The organism is uncultured Flavobacterium sp., from assembly GCF_963975515.1.
In the GTDB taxonomy this organism is placed as follows: Bacteria; Bacteroidota; Bacteroidia; order Flavobacteriales; family Flavobacteriaceae; genus Flavobacterium.
The window spans coordinates 52,977-76,127 of the sequence record NZ_CAXBGY010000004.1; the positions used below are offsets into that span (position 1 = coordinate 52,977).

Genomic DNA, 23,151 nt, shown 5'->3' on the forward strand with positions numbered 1-23,151 from the left:
GATTTTCAGACGATTGATTTCTGAAAAATTATTATTTGTATGCAAAAATACGAATGATTTTTTAAAAAGTATGTTAGAAAAGATACAAATTAATTTAAGGCAAAAGTTGCACTTAATTTAAAAGTTGGAATTTCAACTTTGAAACTTCTTGTTGAGGTGAAATTTATCATATTAAAATGACCTTTCATAGCTCCAATAGGTGAAGCTAATAAACATCCTGAAGAATAAACGTGAGATTCTCCGGGTTTTAGGACGGGTTTTTTTCCAACAACACCTTCGCCATCAACAATTTCTGTTTGACTTAAAGAATCGTAAATTTCCCAATGACGTGTGTTTAGTTGCACAGAATCTTTGCTTTGGTTTTCAATAGTAATCTCATAAGAAAAAGCAAAATGAATTTTGTAGTTCTTGAAGTATGTACCTTCAAAACTAGTCAAAACTGAAATTTTAATGCCTCTTGTTATTTGTGTTACCATAGGTTAAAAGAATAAGACACCTAAAAACAGTATTAAAAACATGCTCAATATTGCAAAAGGTATAAATAATATGTTCAAAAGTACGAATTTTAAAATAGTTATCCAACGGCTTTTTTGGTAAAAATTTCTTAAAGATTTGTAAAAATAAATTGGAAAAATAATTAACAATGTAGGAAAAATAATGTAGTTAGAATAATCAATAAAAAAATATTCTAATAGATTGAAAAGTATGAAACTTACAAACATAAATGTAAAAAAAGTATATGAAAACACTAAGTTTTCTGTGTAATTTCTTGATTTCGAAAAAAACATCAACCAAAACATTATGGTTAAAAATGGTAATGTTACAAATAATAATATCGGAAATTTTTGAAAGAAATAGCTAAAAAGTTCATCTGTGATTTCATTAGATTTGAAGGTGATTGCTTTGTTGAATACTAGTCTATTCAAATAATCATTTTTATAGCCTAATTCTATTAAACTTACTTCTGTAGTTTTTTCTGGGTATTTTATGTGAAAATTTCTATATGAAGAAATGGTTCTTTGAAAAATATAAATACTATTGTCTAGTTGTGTTTTATTGTAGATAGAGTCTTTGTGTAGTTTTTCTGTTTTTAATGAAGCAATGTCCTTATTTTTGCTTTTTCCAAATACAGACACATCTAAGCTGTCTTTAATATTGTTTATTTGTTTTTCATTTTCAATTTCCTTTTCTAAATTAGGATTTAAATTAATGTCAGGTTCTTCAATACTCATTGTTAAAAATAAAACAATGGAAACGCTCAAAAACAAACGAAAAGGATTGGCGTATTTCTGACGCTTTCCTTCGTTAAATTCCCTTGCTAAAACTCCTGGTTTTGTGAAAATTGAAACAATAGAGTTTCTTAAGCGAGAATCATAAGCATAAAAGTTGGATAGAAATTCTTCAAAAAAATCTCCAATCGTTAATTTTTTGGTTGAGTTTAATTGTCCACATTGATGGCAATATTTTTCGCTAATGTCTAATGCAGTCTCGCAATTTAAACATTTTGAACCTCTAAACTGTCTTGATTTTCTTTTGGACATTAGTTTTTAATAACTTTAGAAGTAGTCATTCCGTTTCCTATTACTCTATCGTATCTATCATTGTTTCCTCTATAATAAACAACGATGTTGTATTGGTTTTCGGTTTGATAAAAGTTTCCATCTATAGCGTTTTCACTATCAACATTTCCTTTTTTATCTGTTAAGGTGTATTCGAAATTTACAAATCCTTGTTTGATTAAAACAGCTTTTTCATAGAAACCACTTTCTTTGTTGTAGGCCATTTTATATTCATCAGTTTTGGCATAGTTATTAAACATACCACCAATATAGATACTGTTGTTAGTAAAAGTAGTTGCGGCATCTAATGTGAAATAAACCCAAGTATAATCAGCTTGTATAGATGAGTTTTCTGCGCCTCTATTATAGACCAAAAACCTTCCATTTATATCTGGGTAATAAGTGTAAATCTTGTTTTTTCTTTCGTGATTTGCATATAGATGAGTGTTGTAAATGTCTCCAGCAGTGTATTTTAAAACAGAGTTGCTCGTCGCTCTAATGGTGCTGTTTTCAAAATTCCAGAATTCATTTCCGCCCCAAAATTGCGTTTCTTCATTATACCTATAGACTAATTCGTTTCCAATGGTGTATTGTGGAGCGATATTATTTTTTGCAGTATCAAAACGAGCATTTTGAAAAATACTGACTTTTATATTTTGCTTTGGGTTTTGATAGGTTGTTTCGCCTAGGTTTATGGTAAAGTCCAAGTTTTGTTTTTCTTGAATAGTCTGAATGTTTCTTGATTTTCTTACAACTGCTGGTACTGCAACAATATCTTCATAAATGATGAATTTTCTTGAAAAAACAATTTCTTTATCATCATTAAATATTTTAACCATGTAATTTCCGCTTTTTGTTATTCTGTTAAAACGATTTGGAAATGTTTGAACATAATGTGAGTATAGTTGTAAAGTATTGAATGAATTTTCATATGTTATTATTCGTTGATTGTCCATTCCTTGTAAATATTCTACTTTAGCTAAGTTAGTTGGTTTCCAATCGTAACTATATTGTGTAATTGTGTAGTAGTAATCTGCTTCATTTCCAAAAAGATCATCAAATTGTAGTTCAAAGCTATCTCCCAATCTAAAAAAAGGAGTTGCGACCGAATCTCTTTGATGAAACGAAACAGCTTTAATGTTGTAAGGTGGAGTAACTTCTTGTTCGGTTAATGATTGTGAAAAAACCTTTGCAAAGCCGAGTATAGTCAATAAAAGAATAAATAATTTTTTCATAAAATAATGTATAGGGAAATGTAAATTTAGTAAATCTAAAAATAACTTTACAATAATTATGCTTGAATCCTAAAAAACAATTATTTAGAACTGTTTTAAATAACAAAATCACATGGTTAAATATTTGGTAAGCATATTGGTAAATGATTAAATTTGCACGTTTTATAAAATAGTACTAACCATATCTTCAATACACATGTCAAAAGACATTCGAATTAAAAAAGGTTTAGACCTTAAATTGAAGGGTGAGGCAGAAAATACACTTTCTGTTGTTTCCCGATCGAAAGTCTATGCTATTAATCCTTCTGATTTTCACGGAATGACACCAAAAATGGTTGTTAAAGAAGGAGCAAAAGTAAAAGCTGGGGAAGTAATTTTCTACTCAAAAAATGATGAGTCAGTAAAATTTGTTTCTCCCGTAAGTGGAACTATCCAAGAGATTACTCGTGGTGATAAAAGAGTTATATTACAAATTCTTATCACGGCAGATTTTCAGGATATTCACATAGAGCATAGCAAAAAAAACCCAAAAGATTTATCGTCTCAAGAAGTAAAAGAACACTTGTTGGCTTCAGGTTGTTGGCCATTTATCAATCAGCGTCCTTATGATGTGATTGCTAATTCTGCCGATACTCCAAAAGCAATTTTTGTATCTGGAATCAATTCTGCACCATTAGCTGGTGATTTGAATTTTACTTTAGAAGGTAAAAAAGAATTTTTAAAAGCTGGTTTCGAGGTTTTAGCAAAATTAACTACCGGAAAAGTTCATGTAACTACAAAGTCGAATGCTGCTTTTATGCCAGAAACTGATGCGATTATTCTTCATAAAGGAGAAGGAGTTCATCCAATTGGATTGGTTTCAACTCAAATTGCTACTATTGATCCAATCAATAAAGGGGAAAAAGTTTGGACTATTCAAATAGAAGATGTTGCTGTAATTGGAGAACTATTCTCAACAGGAAAATTAAATCTTCAAAGAACAGTTGCTTTAACAGGAACTGGATTTGATAAACCTTCTTACGTAAATGTAATTGCTGGTGCTCAAATGTCAGATGTTGTTGCTTCTAACTTAAAAGATGGAAACTATAGAATCATCAGTGGAAACGTTTTAACTGGAGATAAAAAATCTAAAGAACAATCATTAGGATTTTATCATTCTCAAGTTACTGTAATTCCAGAAGGTGATGATTATGATTTCTTTGGTTGGAATTTACCAAGGCCTAATAAATTTAGTATTTATAGAGCTGGAATGTTTTCATTCTTAACGCCAAATAAAAAATACGATTTAAATACAAATACAAACGGAGAACACAGAGGATTTGTACTTACTGGAAAATATGAAAAAGTATTTCCTTTAGACATTTATCCAATGGAATTATTAAAATCTATTTTAGTTAGAGATATTGATCAAATGGAAGCTTTAGGAATTTATGAAGTAGCTCCAGAAGATTTTGCTTTAACAGAATATGTTGACGTTTCAAAACAAGATCATCAAAAAATAATCCGTGCTGGATTGGATATGATGATTAATGAGGTGGGTTAATTTCAAAATAAAGAAAAACGAAAATGGGATTAAAACAAAATTTACATAATTTAAAAGAGAAGTATAAAGGTACAAAGATGGAACAATCGTTCAATGCTTTGCACACTTTTCTATATTTACCAAATATCACTACACATTCAGGAGCACACGTTAGAGATGCAGCTGATTTAAAACGTGTAATGAATACAGTAATCATGTCATTGATTCCTGCATTAATTTTTGGTATGTTCAATGCTGGTTTTCAGCATTATGGTCAGATAAACGGTTTTCCAAATGATGGAATGGCTTTTTTATCAACTAATTTCTGGAATTTAGATAATTTATTGCTTGGAGCCTCAAAAATTCTTCCAATGCTTATCGTTTCTTATGGGGTTGGTTTAGGAGTTGAATTTATATTCGCAACCGTTAAAAAACATGAAGTCGAAGAAGGATACTTAGTTACAGGAATGCTTGTTCCATTAATTATGCCGATTGATTTACCTTTATGGATGTTAGCAGTAGCTGTTATCTTTGGTGTTATCATTGGTAAAGAATTATTTGGTGGAACAGGAATGAATGTATTAAATCCAGCTTTAACTATTCGTGCTTTCTTATTCTTCAACTGGGCAGCTTGGATGTCAGGAGATAAAGTTTGGGTTCATGGAGCTGTTGATGGAGTAAAAAATGCTGCTGGTACAGATGCAATTTCGGGAGAGACTATATTAGGAACTCTTGCTGCAAATAAACCGCTATTGCATTCAGCTCAAGATATGTTCTTTGGATTTATTCCAGGTTCTGTCGGAGAAACTTCTACATTAATGATATTATTAGGTGCAGCTTTCTTAATCTTTACAGGAATAGGAAGTGCAAGAATTATGATTTCTTCTGTAGTAGGAGCAATCGCAATGGGATTAATATTTAATGGTTTAGTAGATTCAGGAGTAATTTTAGAAGGAAGTAAATTCTATAGTTTAATGGCTTTTCCATTCTGGCAACATTTATTAGTAGGAGGTATCGCATTTGGTATTGTCTTTATGGCAACTGATCCAGTATCAGCTTCGCAAACAGCTACAGGTAAAATTATATATGGTTTCTTAATTGGATTCATTAGTATATTAATACGTGTTTTCAACCCTGCTTATCCAGAAGGTGTAATGATGGCAATTCTATTAATGAATGTTTTTGCACCAACAATTGACCATTATGTAGTTCAGGCAAACATAAAGAGAAGAATGAAACGTTTAAAAGTAAAAACTACATAATTATGTCAAAACGTACAGATTCAAACGGATATACTATTATATTTTCAATTGTATTAGTAATAGTAGTAGGAGCTTTATTAGCGTTTTTTGCTAATTTCACAAAAGCTGATAGAATTAAAAATGATCAAGTAAAAGCACAAATAGATATTTTAAAATCAATTGGTTTTACTGAAGATGATGTAAATAGATCTAATGCAACAGAAATGTTTACAAAATACATTAAATCGCAAAAAGTTATTGAAGGAGATAAAGTTTCTGATGATGATAAAGCTTATTTAATTGATGTTAAAAAAGAATTAGATAATGCAAAAAATGGTAAGACTCAAAAATTACCATTATTCATTGCAGAAAAAGATGGTAAAACTGTTTACATCTTACCAGTAAGAGGTAATGGTTTATGGGATGCGATTTGGGGTTATATTGCAATTAATGATGATTTGAAAACTATTAATGGTGTTTATTTTGATCATAAAGGTGAAACTCCAGGTTTAGGTGCAAATATTACAGAAACTTTCTTTACGGATGATTTTAAAGGTGAAAGTCTTTACAATGCTTCAGGAGATTTTAAAGGTATTGAAATTTCTAAATCAAATGGTGACCCAAATAACACGGATAAAACAGACAATCAAGTGGATGCAATATCAGGTGCAACAATTACAGGTAATGGAGTAGGAGCAATGATTAACTCTGGAATCCGTTCTTATTTACCTTATTTTTCAACATTAAAAAAATAAAAATGGCAGAAAATAAAACACAAAGCGAACCATTGTTTTCAAAGAAAAACATGGCTTTATTAAAAGATCCTTTAACAGATAACAATCCAGTTACTGTTCAAGTATTAGGAATTTGTTCTGCATTAGCAATTACAGCTGAACTAAAAGCTTCATTAATTATGGGGCTTTCTGTAATATTTGTATTAGGAGTTGGTAACGTTGTTATCTCTTTAATGAGAAATATTATACCTTCTGCAATTCGAATTATTGCTCAACTGGTAGTAGTTGCTGCTTTAGTAATTATTGTAGATTTAACATTAAAAGCATACGTTCCTGATTTAGCTAAGAAATTATCAGTATTCGTTGGATTGATCATCACAAACTGTATTATCATGGGACGTTTTGAAGCTTTTGCTTTAGCAAACACACCTTGGAAATCATTTTTAGATGGTATTGGTAATGCTTCAGGATATGCTTTAATACTTGTAGTAGTAGGTTTCTTTAGAGAGTTGCTAGGTTCTGGAAAATTATTTGGTTTCCCTGTTTTAGGAGATGCTGTTGAAAAAACAGGACTTTATGCTACAGGATATGAAAATAACGGTTTTATGTTGTTGGCTCCAATGGCCTTAATCACATTAGGATTAATCATTGGTTTTCAACGTTCAAGAAATAAAAGTCTAATAGAAACAAACTAAGAAATGGAATTAATTCAATTATTTTTAAAGTCAATTTTTATTGATAATATGGTATTCGCAACGTTCCTTGGAATGTGTTCGTACTTAGCGGTTTCTAAAAAAGTATCAACAGCAGTTGGACTTGGTGCAGCAGTAATTTTCGTAATGTTTGTTACAGTGCCTTTAAACTACTTATTAGATCAATATATACTTCAACCAGGTGCTTTAATTTGGTTAGGAGAAGAATATGCAGATTATGATTTAAGTTTCTTAACATTCATTTTATTTATTGCTACTATTGCTACAATGGTACAATTAGTAGAAATGATAGTTGAAAAATTTGCCCCTTCACTTTACACATCTTTAGGTATATTTTTACCACTTATTGCAGTAAACTGTGCCATTTTAGGAGGGTCTTTATTTATGCAGCAAAAAGAATTTAACAATATTACAGAAGCAACTGTTTATGGTGTAGGTTCTGGAATTGGATGGTTCTTAGCAATTGTAGCAATTGGTGCAATTAGAGAGAAAATTAGATATTCAAATGTGCCTGAAGCTTTTAGAGGTTTAGGAATGACATTTATATTAACAGGATTAATGGCTATTGGTTTCATGTCTTTTGGAGGTATGTTAACTGGTGGAGATGAGCCTGTAAAGAAAGAAGTTGTAGAAGTAGTTACGCCATCTGAAACTGTTGTAGTGGAAGAAACAGTAATTGATTCAACAACTATAGAAACGGTTAAAGATTCATTAACTCAAAAAGTACAAGAATAATGGTAGCTCTAGAAGTAAGTACAATTGGTTTAATCAGTACAACAGTAATAGCGTTTTTAGTATTATTATTGGCATTAGTAGGAATAATTTTGTTTGCAAAATCTAAATTAGTTTCTTCTGGTCCAGTAAAAATAAAAATTAACGGTGAAAGTGAAATTGAAGTTAATTCAGGTAACACATTACTTTCTACACTTAGTGGTTCTAAAATTTTCTTACCATCTGCTTGTGGTGGTGGTGGAACTTGTGTTCAATGTAAATGTATTGTTACAGAAGGTGGTGGTGAAGCATTGCCTACTGAAACACCTCACTTTTCAAGAAAAGAATTAGCAGAAGGATGGAGATTAGGATGTCAGGTTAAGGTAAAAAACAACATGGTTATCGAAGTTCCAGAAGAAGTATTTGGAATTAAGAAATTCGAAGCTAAAGTATATTCAAACTATAACGTTGCATCTTTCATTAAAGAATTCGTAGTTGAATTACCAGATGATATGCATTACGAAGCAGGTGGATATATTCAAATTGAAATTCCTGAATGTGAAATTAAATTTGCTGACATTGACATCACGGCTCACCCAGAAGAACATCCAGGTGAACCAGAAAAATTTAAAGCTGAATGGGATAAATTTAATTTATGGCCATTAGTAATGAAAAATACTGAATTAGTAGAAAGAGCTTACTCAATGGCTTCTTATCCTGCTGAAGGTAGAAAAATTATGCTAAACGTTCGTGTAGCTACTCCACCATGGGATAGAAACATTAACGGATGGGCAAAAGTTAACCCAGGAATTGCATCATCATATATTTTCTCAAGAAAAGCAGGTGATCCTGTTACAGTTTCTGGTCCTTATGGTGAATTTTTCATCAATGAATCTGAAGCAGAAATGTTATACGTTGGTGGTGGTGCTGGAATGGCTCCAATGCGTTCTCACTTATATCACCTTTTCCGTACAATTAAAACTGGAAGAAAAGTGACTTATTGGTATGGTGGACGTTCTAAAAGAGAGTTGTTCTATACAGATCACTTTAGAGCTTTAGAGAAAGATTTTCCTAACTTTAAATTCTATTTAGCACTTTCTGAACCACAACCAGAAGATAATTGGAAAATTAAAGAATCTACAGAAGGTGAAGGAGACGGATTCGTTGGTTTCATTCACAATGTAGTAATTGATAATTATTTATCTAAACATGAAGAGCCAGAAGATATTGAATTGTATTTCTGTGGACCACCAATGATGAACAATGCGGTTCAAAAAATGGGTGAAGACTTTGGTTTAGATCCAGATAATATTAGATTTGATGACTTTGGAGGATAATCTAAAAACACAAAACCGATTCAGAAATGAGTCGGTTTTTTTTATTTTATGAATTGTTCTAAATTTTACGTTCCCTATTTTGTTATCTTTGCCCTATGGAAGAGCTCTCAGAACAAGAATTACACCAAATTGCCATGAATCATGTTGGTAAAGACCTTGAAAAAAAAGGGTTCGAATTCATAGCTATTAACAGTCAACTTAAAAAACATCCTCAATTTGTTTGTGTTGATACGCAAAACACCTTACATTTTGTAATGGTTCAAGCTGTTCCATATCCAATAAACCCAGACGAACCTAATGTTTTATTTATTGAAACATTTTTAAGTCACGCCAAAAAGAAAAATGCTAAGGTTTTATTTGCTGGCGTCGGAATAGCAAATGCAGAAGATTTTGATCAACCAATTTATACATCATCAGATTACATCATCAATTATAATGGATATAAAGAAATTATTTAGTTTTGTTTTTTTGATAATTGCGTTTTCTTCTTGCAAGAAAAGTGAACCTGCATTTCAAATTATACAAGGAGAAGCTCAAGGAAGCACTTATAGTATAAAATATATTGCTAATGAAGAAGTAGTGACGAAAATACAAATTGACTCTTTATTATTAGCTTTTGATATGTCTCTTTCCACTTATCGTGATGATTCTGAAATTTCTAAAATAAATTCAGGTGATTCAACAGTAATTGTGAATGATTTTTTTATAGAAACTTTCAACGCTTCAAATCAAATATTTAAGGAAACAAATGGACTTTTTGATCCAACTATTGGGGTTTTAGTGAACGCTTATGGTTTTGGACCAAGTCATCAAAGAAAAGATTTAAATCAAGCACAAATAGATAGTTTGTTGAATTTCGTTGGATTTAATAAAGTGAAATTAAACACAAATAAAACCATTTCTAAACTTCATAAAGAAACCTATTTCGATTTCAACGCAATTGCACAAGGTTATTCTGTGGATGTTGTTGCCGATTTTCTTAAAGCTAAAGGAATTGAAAATGGAATCGTAGAAATTGGTGGTGAATTAGTAGGTTTTGGAAAAAATACAATTGATGATAAAAACTGGATAATCGGAATTGATGATCCTTTACAAAGTACAGAAGAAAGAACTTTAATTGCCAAAATTAAAATTGAAAATCTTGGAATGGCAACTTCGGGTAATTATAGAAAAGTTGTTACAGACTCTATTACAGGTGAAAAATTTGTTCACACCATAAATCCAAAAACAGGAAAACCTCAAAAAGGGAATGTTTTAAGCGCAACTGTTTTAGCACCAACATGTAAAATGGCTGATGGTTATGCAACGGCTTTTATGGTTTTGGATGTTAAACAAGGAATGGAATTCGCAAAAAACCATCCTGATTTACACGTACTTTTGATTTATAGAGATGAAAATAATGAAGTAAAGCAGTTTAAAACAGAAAATTTTAAAAGTTTAGTTCAATAGATTAATCTTGTTTTTTTGTCATGCTGAATTCATATCAGCATCTATGATTTAGAATCTGGATCAAGTTCAGATTGACAGAAAGATAAATTATTTAAAACAAACCGGAATAATTTCTCCTTTTGCTAAACAATATTTCTCTACTAACTCAGGTGAAATAGTATTCGTATAATCAACTTCTTCAACCTTAAAGCCAATACTTCTTAATTTGTCAAAATAATCTTTTCCATAAACTCTAACGTGATCATATTGTCCAAAGATTTTAGCACGTTCTTTTTGATCCGTAATTGAATCATCTGAAAAAGTAACATCACGAGATAAATCTTGAGGAATCTGAAAAATTCCCATTCCACCAGGCTTTAAAACACGATACAATTCTTGCATAGCTTTTGTGTCATCAGGAATATGTTCCAAAACATGATTGCATAAAACAATATCATACTGATTATCTTCAAAAGGTAAATTACAAATATCAGCTTTTACATCCGCTAAAGGTGAAAGTAAATCAGTCGTAGTGTATTCTATGTTTGCTTGTTTTTTAAAACGCTTATAAAACTCTTGTTCAGGTGCAAAATGCAAGACTTTTAATTTTGTTTCAGAAGTAAAAAAGTTAGTTTCATTCTGTAAATACAACCACAACAAACGATGTCTTTCTAACGAAAGTGTACTTGGTGATAAAACATTATTTCGTTGCTTTCCATAGCCATAAGGCAAAAACATTTTAAAACTTTTTCCGTCAATAGGATCAGTAAATTTAGTTCCTTTTAGTAAAAAAGCTAAAACAGGACGAACCACAATACTCAATCGAATTAAGATAGGTCTTGGAATGGTGTTAAGAATGAATTTGAATATTTTTTTCATGGTTTGTTACACAGAGATTCGCAAAGGAAACGCAGAGTTTCACAGAGGTTCGTTTATAAATCGTTTTATGTTGGTTTTTAAAATTTTGGAGTCAAAATTTATTAGTAATCCTAAAGGATAATTTCCGAGTTTTAGATAAGTTAGTACTTGTGCAAAATGAATATCTGTATATTTTTCTACCGTTTTTAATTCCAAAACTAATTTATTTTCAATTAATAAATCAATTCTATAACCATGATCTATTTTTATATCTTTATAAATGATTGGTAGTGATTTTTCTTTTTCAACATAAAAACCAGCATTTTTAATTTCGTAATAAAGACATTCTTGATAGGCAGATTCCAACAAACCAGGGCCTAATTCTTTATGAACTTCAATAGCAAGTCCAATAATCTTATATGATAAATTGTTAATATCCATCTTTACCTATCTAAAATTAATCTGTATGAAACTCTAACAAGCTATAACTAAAAATACTTTGCGAATCTCTGTGCTTTCTTTGTGTAGCTCTGTGGAATAACCCTACAAAACAAAAGCCTTCTGACGCAATCCATCTTCCTCATTACTCACAATTCCCAAAGCTTCATAAACATAAGCAAAAGTAGAAAGCAATTCAGGTTTTCCATCAACAATAGCAACATCATGCTCAAAATGCGCACTTGGTTTATTGTCAGCAGTTGTAATTGTCCAACCGTCTTTGTGTTGTTTTATGTTTCTTGTACCCATGTTAATCATAGGTTCAATGGCAATAACCATTCCGTTGACTAATTTTTTACCACGACCACGTTTTCCATAGTTAGCAACTTCAGGATCTTCGTGCATTTTTCTTCCCAAACCATGACCACACAATTCGCGAACTACTCCATAGCCATGTGCTTCACAATAAGTCTGAACAGCATTTCCTATATCTTCAACACGATTACCAACTTTTGTAGCTCTCACACCTTCATACAAAGATTCTTTTGTAATTCTTAAAAGTTTTTTTGTTTCCTCATCTACTTCACCAACTTCAAAAGTATAAGCATGATCACCATAAAAGCCGTTTTTTAAAGCACCACAATCTACTGAAATAATATCACCTTCAACTAAAGGTGTGTCATTAGGAATTCCATGTACGACTTGTGTATTTGGACTCATGCATAATGAATTCGGAAAACCATACATGCCTAAAAAAGCAGGTTCAGCACCATGAGAACGAATAAATTCTTCGGCTAGTCTATCTAAATATAAAGTCGTTACTCCTGGTTTGATTTCCTTTGCAATCATACCAAGCGTTTTCGAAACGATTAATGCACTTTCACGCATTATTTCAATTTCTTCAAGAGTTTTTATAATAATCATATTCTAATTTTAATATGTAGCTGTTTATTGTTTTTAAAGGTCATGTTGAATGTCATGAGGAAATATAAATTCATGATTAATTATGTGATTCATGACTATTTCAGAAACGCAAAAGTACAATTTTCTTAACAATTGCAATATCAATGACAATATCAATTTCAACTGTACAATTTTTAACTAATAATTTTCTTTTTTAGAAGCTATTTCCAGCTGTCCACTATATCTTTTTTGCCTCGTTTTAAGAACGAAACAAAAAAGGATGTCGTTCCCATCTGGGCTATGGCAATAAACATTTAATAACAATTCGTTAAAGATGAGAAATGTCATATTTTTAGAAAGTTTTCAAAGGTATCTTTGCATTAAAATTAAAAGGTATGAGTAAGTATGTAACTGCAGCAGAAGCTGTAAAAGTAGTAAAATCAGGAGATAGAGTTTATTTACAAGCAGCAGCAGCTGCACCAACAATATTAGCAAACGCATTAACAGAAAGAGCATCAGAATTAAGAAACGTAGAAATTTGCCATTTACACATAGAAGGAGAAGCACGTTATGCAAATCCAGAATTAGCAGAAAGTTTTCATGTAAACTCATTTTTCTTAGGAGCTAATGTTCGTCACACATTAAAAGCTGGAAACGGTACATATACACCCGTTTTTTTAAGCGAATTGCCAAGATTATTTAGAAAAAATGTATTGCCATTAGACGTGGCTTTTATTCATGTTTCTCCACCAGATAGACATGGTTATTGTTCGCTTGGAGTTTCAGTAGAAGCTACAGTTGCAGCCATAGAAAATGCTAGAATAGTTATTGCACAAGTAAATCCACAAATGCCAAGAACTTTTGGAGACGGAATTTTACATGAATCAGAAATTGATTTTCTAGTTGATGTCAATGTTCCAATTTATGCTCATGATGTTGTTCCTTTTTCAGCAGAAGAAGAAAAAATAGGAACTTATGTGGCGTCTTTAATAGAAAATAAAAGTACGCTTCAAATGGGAATTGGTTCTATTCCAAATGCTGCATTAAGTAAATTAACTAACCATAAAGATTTAGGACTGCATACAGAAATGTTTTCTGATGGAGTTATAGATTTAATTGAGAAAGACGTAATTAATTGTAATTATAAAGGTTCTTTTAGAGGAAGAGCATTGGCCACTTTTTTAATGGGTTCTAAAAGATTATATGATTTTGTAGACGATAATCCGTTTATAGAAATGAAAGAGTCTTCAATTGTAAATGATACAGCAAGAATTAGAAAGAATCATAATATGGTAGCAATTAATTCTGCAATTGAAGTTGATTTAACGGGTCAGGTTTGTGCAGATTCAATTGGTAGTAGAATGTATTCTGGTGTTGGTGGACAAATGGATTTTATCCGTGGTGCATCATTAAGTGAAGGTGGAAAAGCTATTATTGCTTTGCCGTCAATTACAAAAAGAGGAGAAAGTAGAATTGTTCCGTTTTTAAAACAAGGAGCAGGAGTTGTTACAACTCGTTCGCATGTTCAATTTATCATTACAGAAAACGGTATTGCAGATTTATATGGAAAATCGTTAAAACAAAGAATAAAAGAATTGGTAAGAATTGCTCATCCAACGCATCAAGAACGAATTGAAAGAGAGTATTTTGATATGGTAAATTGTTTGTAATTCAATTTGTTGCCTTATAATCAGATGTTTATTTATCTAATTCTTTGAAAATAAATAGAATAAATAAATTTTGTATTAAATAAAAGATTATCTTTGTGCCAATAAAACAATTTTTAGATGAACATTTTCGTAGGAAGTCTTCCATTCAGTATTGAGGAAGCAGATTTAAGAGGTTATTTTGAAGAGTATGGTGCTGTTGATTCAGTAAAAATCATTTCTGATAAATTCACAGGTAGAAGTAAAGGATTTGGTTTCGTAGAGATGCCAAGTGATGAAGAAGCTCAAAAAGCAATTGATGAGTTAAATGGAGGTTCAATTGATGGAAGAACTATCGTAGTTAACAAATCAGAGCCAAAACCAGAAGGAGAAAGAAGAAGCTTTAACAATAACCGTGGTGGAAACACTGGTGGTGGTGGAAGAGGTGGTTATAACGACAGAGACAACAATAGAGGTGGAGGTCGTTTTTAATATTTCTTTTAAACAACAAAGAAAAATCCCGATGTGTTTCGGGATTTTTTTTGCTTAAAAATGTCTTCGACAAGTTCAGACTGGTATCTAAGTTTTGAATTGTCATTTCGTAAATTTAGAAATATTATTTTCATATTTCCTTATAATTAATTCATACTTCATTGTCACACTAAGCTTGTCGAAGTGCTTTTAATTAGTTTGCTTACAAGTTAGGATTTGCAATTGTTCTATATAAATCGACAGTTGCGTTATAAAATTCATTTTCTAATTTTAATGCATTTATTTGTGATGTTACTAAACTATTCTCACGAGAATTGATTAAAAACAACGAACTTTCCCCTAAAGTAAATAAGCGTTCTTCACCAAAAAGCATTGTGTTGAAGTTTTGAACCAACCTGTTGTTTATGTTTATTTGTCTTTCTAATGATGCAATTTCAAATTGTTGGGCTTCTATTTTGTTTTTAAGATTTACTCTTTCTGAAGCTAATGAATATTCTGTGTCTTGCACTTTTAGTTTGGCCAACTTTAATTTTGCTCTTTCTTTTCTTAAGAAAATGGGAAATGCAAAATTCACTCCAACTTTATAATCCTGAAAGCGATAATTATCAAAAGCACTTGGTTCTGAAAGATAATTATAACTTAAATCTATTTTTGGTAAAAGCATATTTGCACTTAACTGTTGTTCAGTTTTTAGCATATTAATTTTAGTACTTAATGCATTTATTTTTGGATGAGTGTTAATGTCAAAATCCAATAAATTATTAGTTTCAAGAGTAGATTTTATTGTTTTTTGCAGTTCATTTTCAGGAAAAAGAGCTTCGTCTAATTCTATAGGTACATTGTTTTCTAGCCACAAATAATTTGATAATTCTAACCTTGATTTTTGTAATTTTAGATTCGAATTTTCTAAATTTAATCTTCTTAAATCTACTGTTATTCCAGCTTCTGTGCTGTCAATTGCGGGTTTGTCTCCTTGTTCAATTAGTTTTAAAACACCTTTATAACGAACATTTGCGTTTTTTAAATAATCTTGATATAATTTAACTTCGTTAAAGTTTTTTTTCCATTCAAAATAAGCCATTGATGCTTTGTGAAGTACTTCAATAGCTTCTAAATTTCTTTCGGCTTCATTTAATTGTTGCTGTAATTTAGCATTTCTAACATCAGCCATTCTTTGATTGATGAATAATCCTTGACCAATAGGTACAGTAATTCCTAATGAAGTTAAACCACTATTTGGCAAAGTCATATCTGGATTTACATAAATACCTTCGTTATTGTCAAAAGCTGCTTTTACTTCAATTCCGTACCAAGTTGGAATTTTAAAACTACCATTAAAAATAGAATAATAGTTTTGGTCTTTGAATTGCTTTTCGTTGTATTCTGCCTCTAATTTTGGATCAAAAGCACCACGAGCTTGCATTAAAATTGCTTGAGCTTCACTAAGTTTTAAATTAGCTTGCTTTACTAAGGGATGGTATTTTTTTACATAACCCAAATATTCATTGAAAGTAAATTCTTTTAAGTTCTTTTCTTGTGAGAATAAAACCGAAGTTACTAAAAGGAATAGTATATAAATTGCTTTGTTCATTTTGTATGTTGTCTTTTTCTGAAAATTTAAAAAACTTTATAAATAATCAATAACCTTTCTCTTTCTAACCCTGATTGTAGCAACTACCTTGTAGAGCGAAAAGCAGGAATTACATAACTAGATAAAGCCCAAGCCAGCTGTTTCTATTTTTTAGCTTTATCGTTTTTACCATTTTCTGGTTGATAATAATTGGGTGGAAATCCGTTTAAAGTTCTCCATATCTCAAACCAGATTGGCACATCTTCTAATAAAGCTATGGTTTGTGTTCCGGCACCAATACTTAATTCTTTAGGCCATTTTTTTTCGCTTGAATCCGGTGCAATTAATACTCTGTACTTTCCGTTTTCGCTTATGAATCTTTCTTTTGCTACTATTTCTCCACCAAAAGTTCCGTAAGATGCTCCAGGCCAACCACTAAATACTATTGATGGCCAACCGTCAAACCAAACTCTTACTTTTTCTCCTTTATTGATTAATGGAAAATCTACTGGAGAAATAAAAGTTTCAACGGCAATATCAAAATCTGAAGGCATTATGCTTACAATTGGGGTTCCTTCTTTAATAGTTTCACCTAATCCAGACTGCAATGCTCTGTTGACATAACCATTTTGTGGTGCCAGTATGTAATACATTCCATTTCTGATTTGGTAATTTGTATATTGATTTTTAAGTTTGTTTACTTGAGCTTCTGTGTCAAATTGTGAACTTAAAGCCGTTTGTTTATCACTTTGTGCTTTGGCTGTTTTTTCTGAATATTCTGCTAGAATTCTGTTTAATTCCATTCTAGCATTTAAAACTTCATTTTGTGCTGTTATGTATTTGTTTTCTTGAGTTATGATTTTTGCTTCAGATTCTTGCAGCTTAACTCTTTTTTCTTCAACATCAGTTAATGGTTTTAAACCTTCTTTGTTTAAGTTTATAGCACGATTATATTGTGTTTTTGAGACGGTTAATTGCGTTTTTGCAGCTTCATAATCAATACTATCGCTTTGTACTTTTAAATAGGATTGCTTTAATTTATTTTGTGCTTGTTTATATTTTAAGGCTCTTTCGTTTCCGATTGCTCCTATTTGGCTTTCCAATGCTCGTACTTTTGAAGCATAAGAAGTAACCGAACTTTCTTTAGCATCAACTTGTCGTCCGGTATTTTCAACTAAATTTGGATCAAGATAATCTTCCTTAATTTCAGATATAAATAAAATAGTATCTCCTTTTTTTACAAAATCACCTTCGTTTACGTACCATTTTTCAATTCTTCCTGCAATGGTTGAGTGAATTGTTTGTGGTCTTTGATTTGGTTTTAAAGTTGTTACTGTTCCTGATCCTGAAACATTTTGAGTCCAAGGTAAAAATAAGAATATCAACAGTAATATTGTTAAAACCCAAATGATTTGTTTTATAGTTAAGTAGTTTTTGTTTTCTTCAAAAATCTTGGCTGATTTGTATTTTTTCATTTCAACCCATTGATCGATTCTATTATTGGTAATGTTTAGCATCGTTTTTTATTTAACAGGTTTTAAGGATCCTTTTTCTAAATTGAATATTTTATTGCTTTTTGTTTTCCAATGGTTGTCTTTTGCAACAACAACTAATGTCCAAGGATTACTTTTGTCAGTAAGCATATCAATTATTTCTTTAGCAGTTTCTTTGTCTAATTTATCTGTTGGCTCTTCTAGGAAAAGAATTTTAGGTTTTAAAATAATGCTTCTGGCTAAAAGTATTTTTTGAACAGTTGAAGAATTTATTTGCTTACCTTCTGAATGTAGTTCAGTATCTAAGCCTTTTGGTAAAGATTTTATTAGTGTTGTTAGATTTAATTTATCTAAAACTTCGGTAACCTCTTTCATTGTAATTAAAGGATTGTTACACGTAATATTTTCTTTAATAGTACCTTCAAACAAACTATCGTTTATAGTTATTACACCAATTTTTGAGCGATATTCATCAATTGCGAATTTTTTATAATTGGTATTGTTTATGAAAATTGTTCCCGTTGATGGTTCAATAAGTCTGGCTAATAAACGCAATAAAGTAGTTTTTCCAGAACCATTTTCTCCTTGAATTAGAATTCTATCCTTTGGATTTATTGTTAGACTTATGTCTTTAATTACCGGTAAATCAGCATCAGGAAATTGAAATGTTAATTGTTCTGTTTCTAGCGAAATCTCTTCATCTTGAATGAAATAAGTAACCTCATTTTTTTCTTTTTCCAATTCTAAATCAACTACAGAACCCAATTTTTCTAATGAAGTAGTCACATCATAAAATAATTCTAATCCATAAAAAAGTTTTTCAACAGCTGTTATTATAGTAATAATGATAATTTCTGCTGCAACGAACTGACCAATATTCATTTGTTGTTTTAAAACTAAAATTCCACCAATAATTAATAAACCAGCAGTAATTAGAACTTTAAAACCTGTTAACTGAATAAATTGTTTTCTTAATACGTTAAAATGACTTTCGCGATGTTTTAAATACTCGTTGACTAAAGTGTCATTTTTTTGTAATGAGAAATCAAATAGTTTTTCGTTTTTAAAACTTAAATGGTTTCTAGCTATTTCTTGCAACCAATGCGCAACTTTGTATTTGTATTTTGACTCTTTTAAGCTAGATTTTAAACCAGCATCAAAGTTTATTTTGAAAATTAAATAAAGTAATCCCAATAATATTATTCCAAAAAAGATAAAAAAAGGATGGTATAATGATAATAACAAAATACCAAAAATTATTTGTAGTGCGGAAGTTGATACTTCTAATATTAATTTTGAAAACCCTTTTTGTACTGTTAATGTATCAAAAAATCTATTAGCTAATTCTGGTGGAGAATAATTATATAATTGGTTGAATTTAATTTTAGGAAAACGATAAGCAAATTCAAACGAGGAACGAACAAATATTTTTTGTTGTAAGTTTTCTGTAATTCTGAATTGCATTATTTTTAGAATACCAACAAAAGCAACTCCAACAACTACAATAATTACTAACACAATCCATGATGTACTAACTTGACCAGCTTGTATAAAGTTTATAATAGCTTGAATTCCTAATGGAATAGATAAACTAATTAAACCTGCTAAAACGGCATATATTAGTAATTGATAAATGTCTTTTTTGTCAATTGCGATTAAGTTTTTAAATCTCTGAATTGGGGTCATGATATTACTTTTTTAACCATATGAATGTAAAAATCAGATAAGCAATCGTTTTCTGATAGACTTGTTATTGTTTTAAAATGTTCTTTTAAATAGTTTTGATGTAAAGAACCTTCAATAATGGATGAAGCTAAACTCTTTGCATAGGGATAATTGGGATTTGCAGATTCTATCATTTCTATTAATCTATGGATAACTCTTTTGTATGTTAAAAAGAAACCTTCTTTGTTTTCTTCATCAACTTCTTTGGTTAAAAGCGTTTTTGTAAATTCTGAAATGATAATTCTATTTAATATAGATTCATCTATATGAAGTGTGTTTTTATCGTCAATAATATTTTGAGTGACTATTTTTATGGCTACAGATAACTTTTCTATTGGACTAGACATGTTATTGGTGCCAAACACTAAATTATATTCTACCCAAGACCAATACCATGAAGATAAATATATTAAAAGTTTATGTTTGTTTTCAAAATATCTGTAAATAGAACTTTCATTAGATTGAATTTTTTCACCTAATTTTTTAAATGTAAACGACTCAAAACCAATCTCATCAATTAGTATTATGCTATTTTGAAGTATTTTTTTTCCTAAATCAGATGTTTCAGGGTCTTTTACATAAAGTTTGTCATTTATGGTAATCTTAAAATTATTAAATAAGTTATGCATTTTTTCAATCAGTTAAAGATTTATTTGAAACCCGAAATTTAATTTTAAAATATCAATATCTTCTTGATTTATAAAATTATCTTTTAAATCTAAATATTGCAAATTTTGTAATCCTTGAACATCTAAAGGAATTTTTTTAAAGTTATTATTATTTAGGTATAATGACCTTAAATTTTGAAGTAATTTTATTTCTGATGGCAATTTTTTTAATTTATCGTTTTCTAGGTGAAGTGTTCTAAGGTTTGGAAGCTTAGAAAGGGTTTTAATGTTTTCATTAAATTTGAAATTCTTTTCGTCATTTAGAAATAATTCTTCTAAAGAATCTAAATTTCCAAAATCTGAAGGTAAATTCATGAAATCATTACCACTCAGGTTAAGCGTTTTTAACTTTTTTAATGAACTTATTCCTTTTGGAAGTTCTTTTAAGTGCTCATTTTCTAAACTTAAATATTCAAGATTTTTAAATTGAGATAAATCAATTTTATCAAAATTTATGGTTTGATTACTCAAATCTAAACGAATAACTTCATCTGGATGTAATATGGCATTTTCAATATTTTTTTCTACAATAGAATCTTTACTGGTTTTTGTTTGAGCTACTGAAATATTAGTAATTACAAGTAGTAAAGCAAATGTTAAGTGATTTATGCAATTTTTCATATCTATATTTTTTAAGAGTTTATTTTTTACTTATTACATTAAGTAAAATAATCAGCAAACAATTACGGTAGTTTGTTGATGCAAATATAATAGTAATACTATCAATAATTAAAAGTTTAACTTTTGGTTAAGAATTGTTCAAAAAAAAATCCTGAATAAATCAGGATAATTTTTAATAAATAAAATAGTAATTAATTGAAATAGTTGGGTTTATATGAAGATCCAGTTAAAATCTCTAACATATCTTCTTCTAAGCTTTTTATTGGAGATTCAACAATTCTGTTGATTTCAACTCCTTTTTCATAAAAAATAAAAGTTGGAACGTTTGTAATGTTTAATCCATTTTCATAAGTATCTGGAGTAGTTTTGTTTCTATCCATTGCAATTAAAGTAATTCCTCTTTCTTTAAATTGACAAGCTTCTAAAACTTTATAGAAATCTGGTACTTGATCATGACTGTCTTCACACCAAGTTCCCATAAAAATAGTTACGGTAATATTGGTTACTTTGTCTTTTAATTGATTTGTAACTTCTTCATTTGGCTTGTATTCATTATAACCAGAAGTGTACCAAGCATCAAAAGGAGCTTTTTCTAAATCAGATTTTGTGGCTTTTCCTATTAGCATTTTTTCGCTGTTAGTTGTTATGATTTTTCCTGTTGGGCTACAATTCAAAAATATAAAAGGTAGTAGGAGTAAAATTGTTTTTTTCATTATAATAAAGATTTACATGTCATGGCTTCAGGTTTTTTTATTCCCATTAATTCCAAAATTGTTGGAGCTAAATCACCTAAAACACCATTGTTAATATTTTTTAATTCTTTATCCACCAAAATAATTGGAACTGGATTAGTTGTGTGAGCCGTATTTGGACTTCCATCTGGATTAATCATGGTTTCACAATTTCCGTGATCCGCTATAATTATTGTGGTGTAATTGTTTTCTAAAGCAGTTTCAACTACTTCTTTTACACAAATATCAACAGCTTCACAGGCTTTAATTGCTGCTTCCATAACTCCAGTATGACCAACCATATCACCATTCGCGAAATTTAAACATACAAAATCAACATCACCTTTTTTAAGTTCCGGAACTAATGCATCTTTTAATTCAAAGGCACTCATTTCTGGTTGTAAATCATAAGTAGCTACTTTTGGAGAGTTCTTTAAGATTCTACTTTCACCAATAAATGGTTCTTCACGACCACCAGAAAAGAAAAATGTAACGTGAGGATATTTCTCAGTTTCAGCAATTCTAATTTGTTTTTTGTTGGCTTTTTCTAATACTTCACCTAGAGTTTCTGTAATGTTATCTTTATCATAAACAACATGAACGTTTGAATAAGTGTCATCATAATTTGTCATCGTAACATAATACAATTTCAACTTATGCATGTTTTGCTCATGAAAATCTTTTTGTGATAACGCTTCGGTTAACTCACGACCTCTGTCAGTTCTGAAATTGAAGAAAATAATAACATCATCTTCTTTAATTACAGAAAGAGGATTGCTATTAGAATCAACAACAATTAAGGGTTGAATGAATTCATCAGTAACATCATTAGCATAACTTTGTCTGATGCTTTCAACTGCATTAGAAGTTTTTGTACCAATTCCGTTTACTAATAAATCATAGGCTAATTTGACTCTTTCCCAACGTTTGTCTCTGTCCATTGCATAATAACGACCTATTACAGAAGCTAATTTTGCATTGGTATTTTGTAAATACTTATTTAAATCTGTAATGTAATTTACACCTGATTTTGGATCAACATCACGACCATCAGTAAAAGCATGAACAAACATATTTTGAACACCTTCTGTTTGTGCAACATCAATCAAACTTCTTAAATGAGAAGTGTGGCTATGAACTCCACCATCTGAAACTAATCCTAAAAAATGAACAGCTTTATTGTTTTTCTTGGCATAATCAAAAGCATCCATTAGCGGTTTTTCTTGATTCATGGTTTTATTAGCAACAGCTAAGTTGATTTTAGCTAAATCTTGATAGACAATTCTTCCTGCTCCAAGATTCATGTGGCCTACTTCAGAATTTCCCATTTGACCTTCTGGCAAACCCACATTTAATCCGTCAGTTCTTAATTGAGCATTTGGATATTTAGTATATAAACTATCTATAAAAGGAGTGTTGGCATTGTCAATTGCAGATACTTTAGGGTCAGGAGATTTCCCCCAGCCATCTAATATCATTAAGATTACTTTTTTATACATTGGTTTTGTTTTCAATTAACAATTCCA

Annotated in this window: 23 protein-coding genes; 10 read left to right on the forward strand and 13 right to left on the reverse strand. The window is 30.3% G+C overall.

Going from position 1 to position 23,151, the window contains the following annotated elements; all coding sequences use genetic code 11:
- Positions 1-89: 89 nt before the first annotated feature.
- The 3 genes from apaG to AAC008_RS06605 are packed head-to-tail and all read right to left on the reverse strand — an operon-like array spanning position 90 to position 2,794.
- A complete protein-coding gene (gene apaG, locus AAC008_RS06595) occupies positions 90-476 on the reverse strand; it encodes a Co2+/Mg2+ efflux protein ApaG (RefSeq protein ID WP_339888210.1) in 387 nt (128 codons plus the stop codon).
- Between the two features lie 3 nt (positions 477-479).
- Entirely contained in the window at positions 480-1,541 is a 1,062-nt protein-coding gene (locus AAC008_RS06600; protein ID WP_339888212.1) for a DUF3667 domain-containing protein, read from the reverse strand.
- Positions 1,541-2,794 carry a DUF5103 domain-containing protein gene (locus AAC008_RS06605; protein WP_339888213.1) on the reverse strand — a complete coding sequence of 418 codons (1,254 nt, stop codon included), beginning with the start codon at positions 2,792-2,794 and terminating at the stop codon, positions 1,541-1,543. The genes AAC008_RS06600 and AAC008_RS06605 overlap by 1 nt, the downstream gene beginning before the upstream one ends.
- 196 nt (positions 2,795-2,990) lie before the next feature.
- On the opposite strand from AAC008_RS06605, the gene AAC008_RS06610 reads away from it, so the two are divergent.
- The 8 genes from AAC008_RS06610 (at position 2,991) to AAC008_RS06645 (ending at position 10,501) form a co-directional block, all read left to right on the forward strand.
- Positions 2,991-4,337, forward strand: a complete 1,347-nt coding sequence (locus tag AAC008_RS06610; RefSeq protein WP_339888214.1) for a Na(+)-translocating NADH-quinone reductase subunit A — start codon at positions 2,991-2,993, stop codon at positions 4,335-4,337.
- A 23-nt stretch (positions 4,338-4,360) separates the two neighbouring features.
- A complete protein-coding gene (locus AAC008_RS06615) occupies positions 4,361-5,578 on the forward strand; it encodes an NADH:ubiquinone reductase (Na(+)-transporting) subunit B (protein WP_339888215.1) in 1,218 nt (405 codons plus the stop codon).
- Positions 5,579-5,580: 2 nt separating this feature from the next.
- The gene (gene nqrC / locus AAC008_RS06620) at positions 5,581-6,312 is read left to right on the forward strand and encodes an NADH:ubiquinone reductase (Na(+)-transporting) subunit C (protein ID WP_339888216.1); all 732 of its coding nucleotides are present in this window, start codon (positions 5,581-5,583) and stop codon (positions 6,310-6,312) included.
- 2 nt (positions 6,313-6,314) lie between these two features.
- The gene (locus tag AAC008_RS06625; RefSeq protein WP_339888218.1) at positions 6,315-6,986 is read left to right on the forward strand and encodes an NADH:ubiquinone reductase (Na(+)-transporting) subunit D; all 672 of its coding nucleotides are present in this window, start codon (positions 6,315-6,317) and stop codon (positions 6,984-6,986) included.
- 3 nt (positions 6,987-6,989) lie between these two features.
- Positions 6,990-7,739: an NADH:ubiquinone reductase (Na(+)-transporting) subunit E gene (nqrE, locus tag AAC008_RS06630; RefSeq protein ID WP_339888219.1), complete on the forward strand. Its 750-nt coding sequence runs from the start codon at positions 6,990-6,992 to the stop codon at positions 7,737-7,739.
- Positions 7,739-9,052, forward strand: a complete 1,314-nt coding sequence (gene nqrF / locus AAC008_RS06635) for an NADH:ubiquinone reductase (Na(+)-transporting) subunit F (protein WP_339888221.1) — start codon at positions 7,739-7,741, stop codon at positions 9,050-9,052. The genes nqrE and nqrF overlap by 1 nt, the downstream gene beginning before the upstream one ends.
- Positions 9,053-9,147: 95 nt before the next feature.
- A complete protein-coding gene (locus AAC008_RS06640) occupies positions 9,148-9,510 on the forward strand; it encodes a Na(+)-translocating NADH-quinone reductase subunit F (RefSeq protein WP_339888222.1) in 363 nt (120 codons plus the stop codon).
- On the forward strand, positions 9,488-10,501 hold the full coding sequence (locus AAC008_RS06645; protein WP_339888224.1) for an FAD:protein FMN transferase: 1,014 nt from the start codon (positions 9,488-9,490) through the stop codon (positions 10,499-10,501). Before AAC008_RS06640 ends, AAC008_RS06645 begins: the two co-directional genes overlap by 23 nt.
- Positions 10,502-10,588: 87 nt before the next feature.
- Here AAC008_RS06645 and AAC008_RS06650 read toward each other — a convergent pair whose 3' ends face one another.
- From AAC008_RS06650 to map, 3 genes are all read right to left on the reverse strand, one after another.
- The gene (locus AAC008_RS06650) at positions 10,589-11,359 is read right to left on the reverse strand and encodes a methyltransferase domain-containing protein (RefSeq protein ID WP_339888225.1); all 771 of its coding nucleotides are present in this window, start codon (positions 11,357-11,359) and stop codon (positions 10,589-10,591) included.
- A gap of 39 nt (positions 11,360-11,398) precedes the next feature.
- Positions 11,399-11,779, reverse strand: coding sequence for a GxxExxY protein (locus AAC008_RS06655; RefSeq protein ID WP_339888226.1), 381 nt, complete (start codon positions 11,777-11,779; stop codon positions 11,399-11,401).
- Between the two features lie 102 nt (positions 11,780-11,881).
- Positions 11,882-12,700: a type I methionyl aminopeptidase gene (gene map, locus AAC008_RS06660; protein ID WP_339888228.1), complete on the reverse strand. Its 819-nt coding sequence runs from the start codon at positions 12,698-12,700 to the stop codon at positions 11,882-11,884.
- Positions 12,701-13,074: 374 nt separating this feature from the next.
- On the opposite strand from map, the gene AAC008_RS06665 reads away from it, so the two are divergent.
- Positions 13,075-14,349: an acetyl-CoA hydrolase/transferase C-terminal domain-containing protein gene (locus AAC008_RS06665; RefSeq protein WP_339888229.1), complete on the forward strand. Its 1,275-nt coding sequence runs from the start codon at positions 13,075-13,077 to the stop codon at positions 14,347-14,349.
- 117 nt (positions 14,350-14,466) lie between these two features.
- On the forward strand, positions 14,467-14,817 hold the full coding sequence (locus AAC008_RS06670) for an RNA-binding protein (protein WP_339888231.1): 351 nt from the start codon (positions 14,467-14,469) through the stop codon (positions 14,815-14,817).
- 202 nt (positions 14,818-15,019) lie between these two features.
- On the opposite strand, the gene AAC008_RS06675 is transcribed toward AAC008_RS06670, so the two are convergent.
- From AAC008_RS06675 to gpmI, 7 genes are all read right to left on the reverse strand, one after another.
- Complete coding sequence (locus AAC008_RS06675) at positions 15,020-16,408, reverse strand: TolC family protein (RefSeq protein WP_339888232.1); 1,389 nt, start codon at positions 16,406-16,408, stop codon at positions 15,020-15,022.
- 143 nt (positions 16,409-16,551) lie between these two features.
- Positions 16,552-17,904 carry a biotin/lipoyl-binding protein gene (locus tag AAC008_RS06680; protein ID WP_339888233.1) on the reverse strand — a complete coding sequence of 451 codons (1,353 nt, stop codon included), beginning with the start codon at positions 17,902-17,904 and terminating at the stop codon, positions 16,552-16,554.
- Between the two features lie 6 nt (positions 17,905-17,910).
- Positions 17,911-19,566 carry an ABC transporter ATP-binding protein gene (locus AAC008_RS06685; protein WP_339888235.1) on the reverse strand — a complete coding sequence of 552 codons (1,656 nt, stop codon included), beginning with the start codon at positions 19,564-19,566 and terminating at the stop codon, positions 17,911-17,913.
- Positions 19,563-20,234: a TetR/AcrR family transcriptional regulator gene (locus tag AAC008_RS06690; protein WP_339888237.1), complete on the reverse strand. Its 672-nt coding sequence runs from the start codon at positions 20,232-20,234 to the stop codon at positions 19,563-19,565. The genes AAC008_RS06685 and AAC008_RS06690 overlap by 4 nt, the downstream gene beginning before the upstream one ends.
- Positions 20,235-20,246: 12 nt before the next feature.
- Complete coding sequence (locus tag AAC008_RS06695) at positions 20,247-20,894, reverse strand: leucine-rich repeat domain-containing protein (protein ID WP_339888238.1); 648 nt, start codon at positions 20,892-20,894, stop codon at positions 20,247-20,249.
- A 191-nt stretch (positions 20,895-21,085) separates the two neighbouring features.
- Complete coding sequence (locus AAC008_RS06700) at positions 21,086-21,607, reverse strand: thioredoxin family protein (protein ID WP_339888239.1); 522 nt, start codon at positions 21,605-21,607, stop codon at positions 21,086-21,088.
- Positions 21,607-23,124, reverse strand: coding sequence for a 2,3-bisphosphoglycerate-independent phosphoglycerate mutase (gene gpmI, locus AAC008_RS06705; protein ID WP_339888241.1), 1,518 nt, complete (start codon positions 23,122-23,124; stop codon positions 21,607-21,609). Before gpmI ends, AAC008_RS06700 begins: the two co-directional genes overlap by 1 nt.
- Positions 23,125-23,151: the final 27 nt, after the last annotated feature.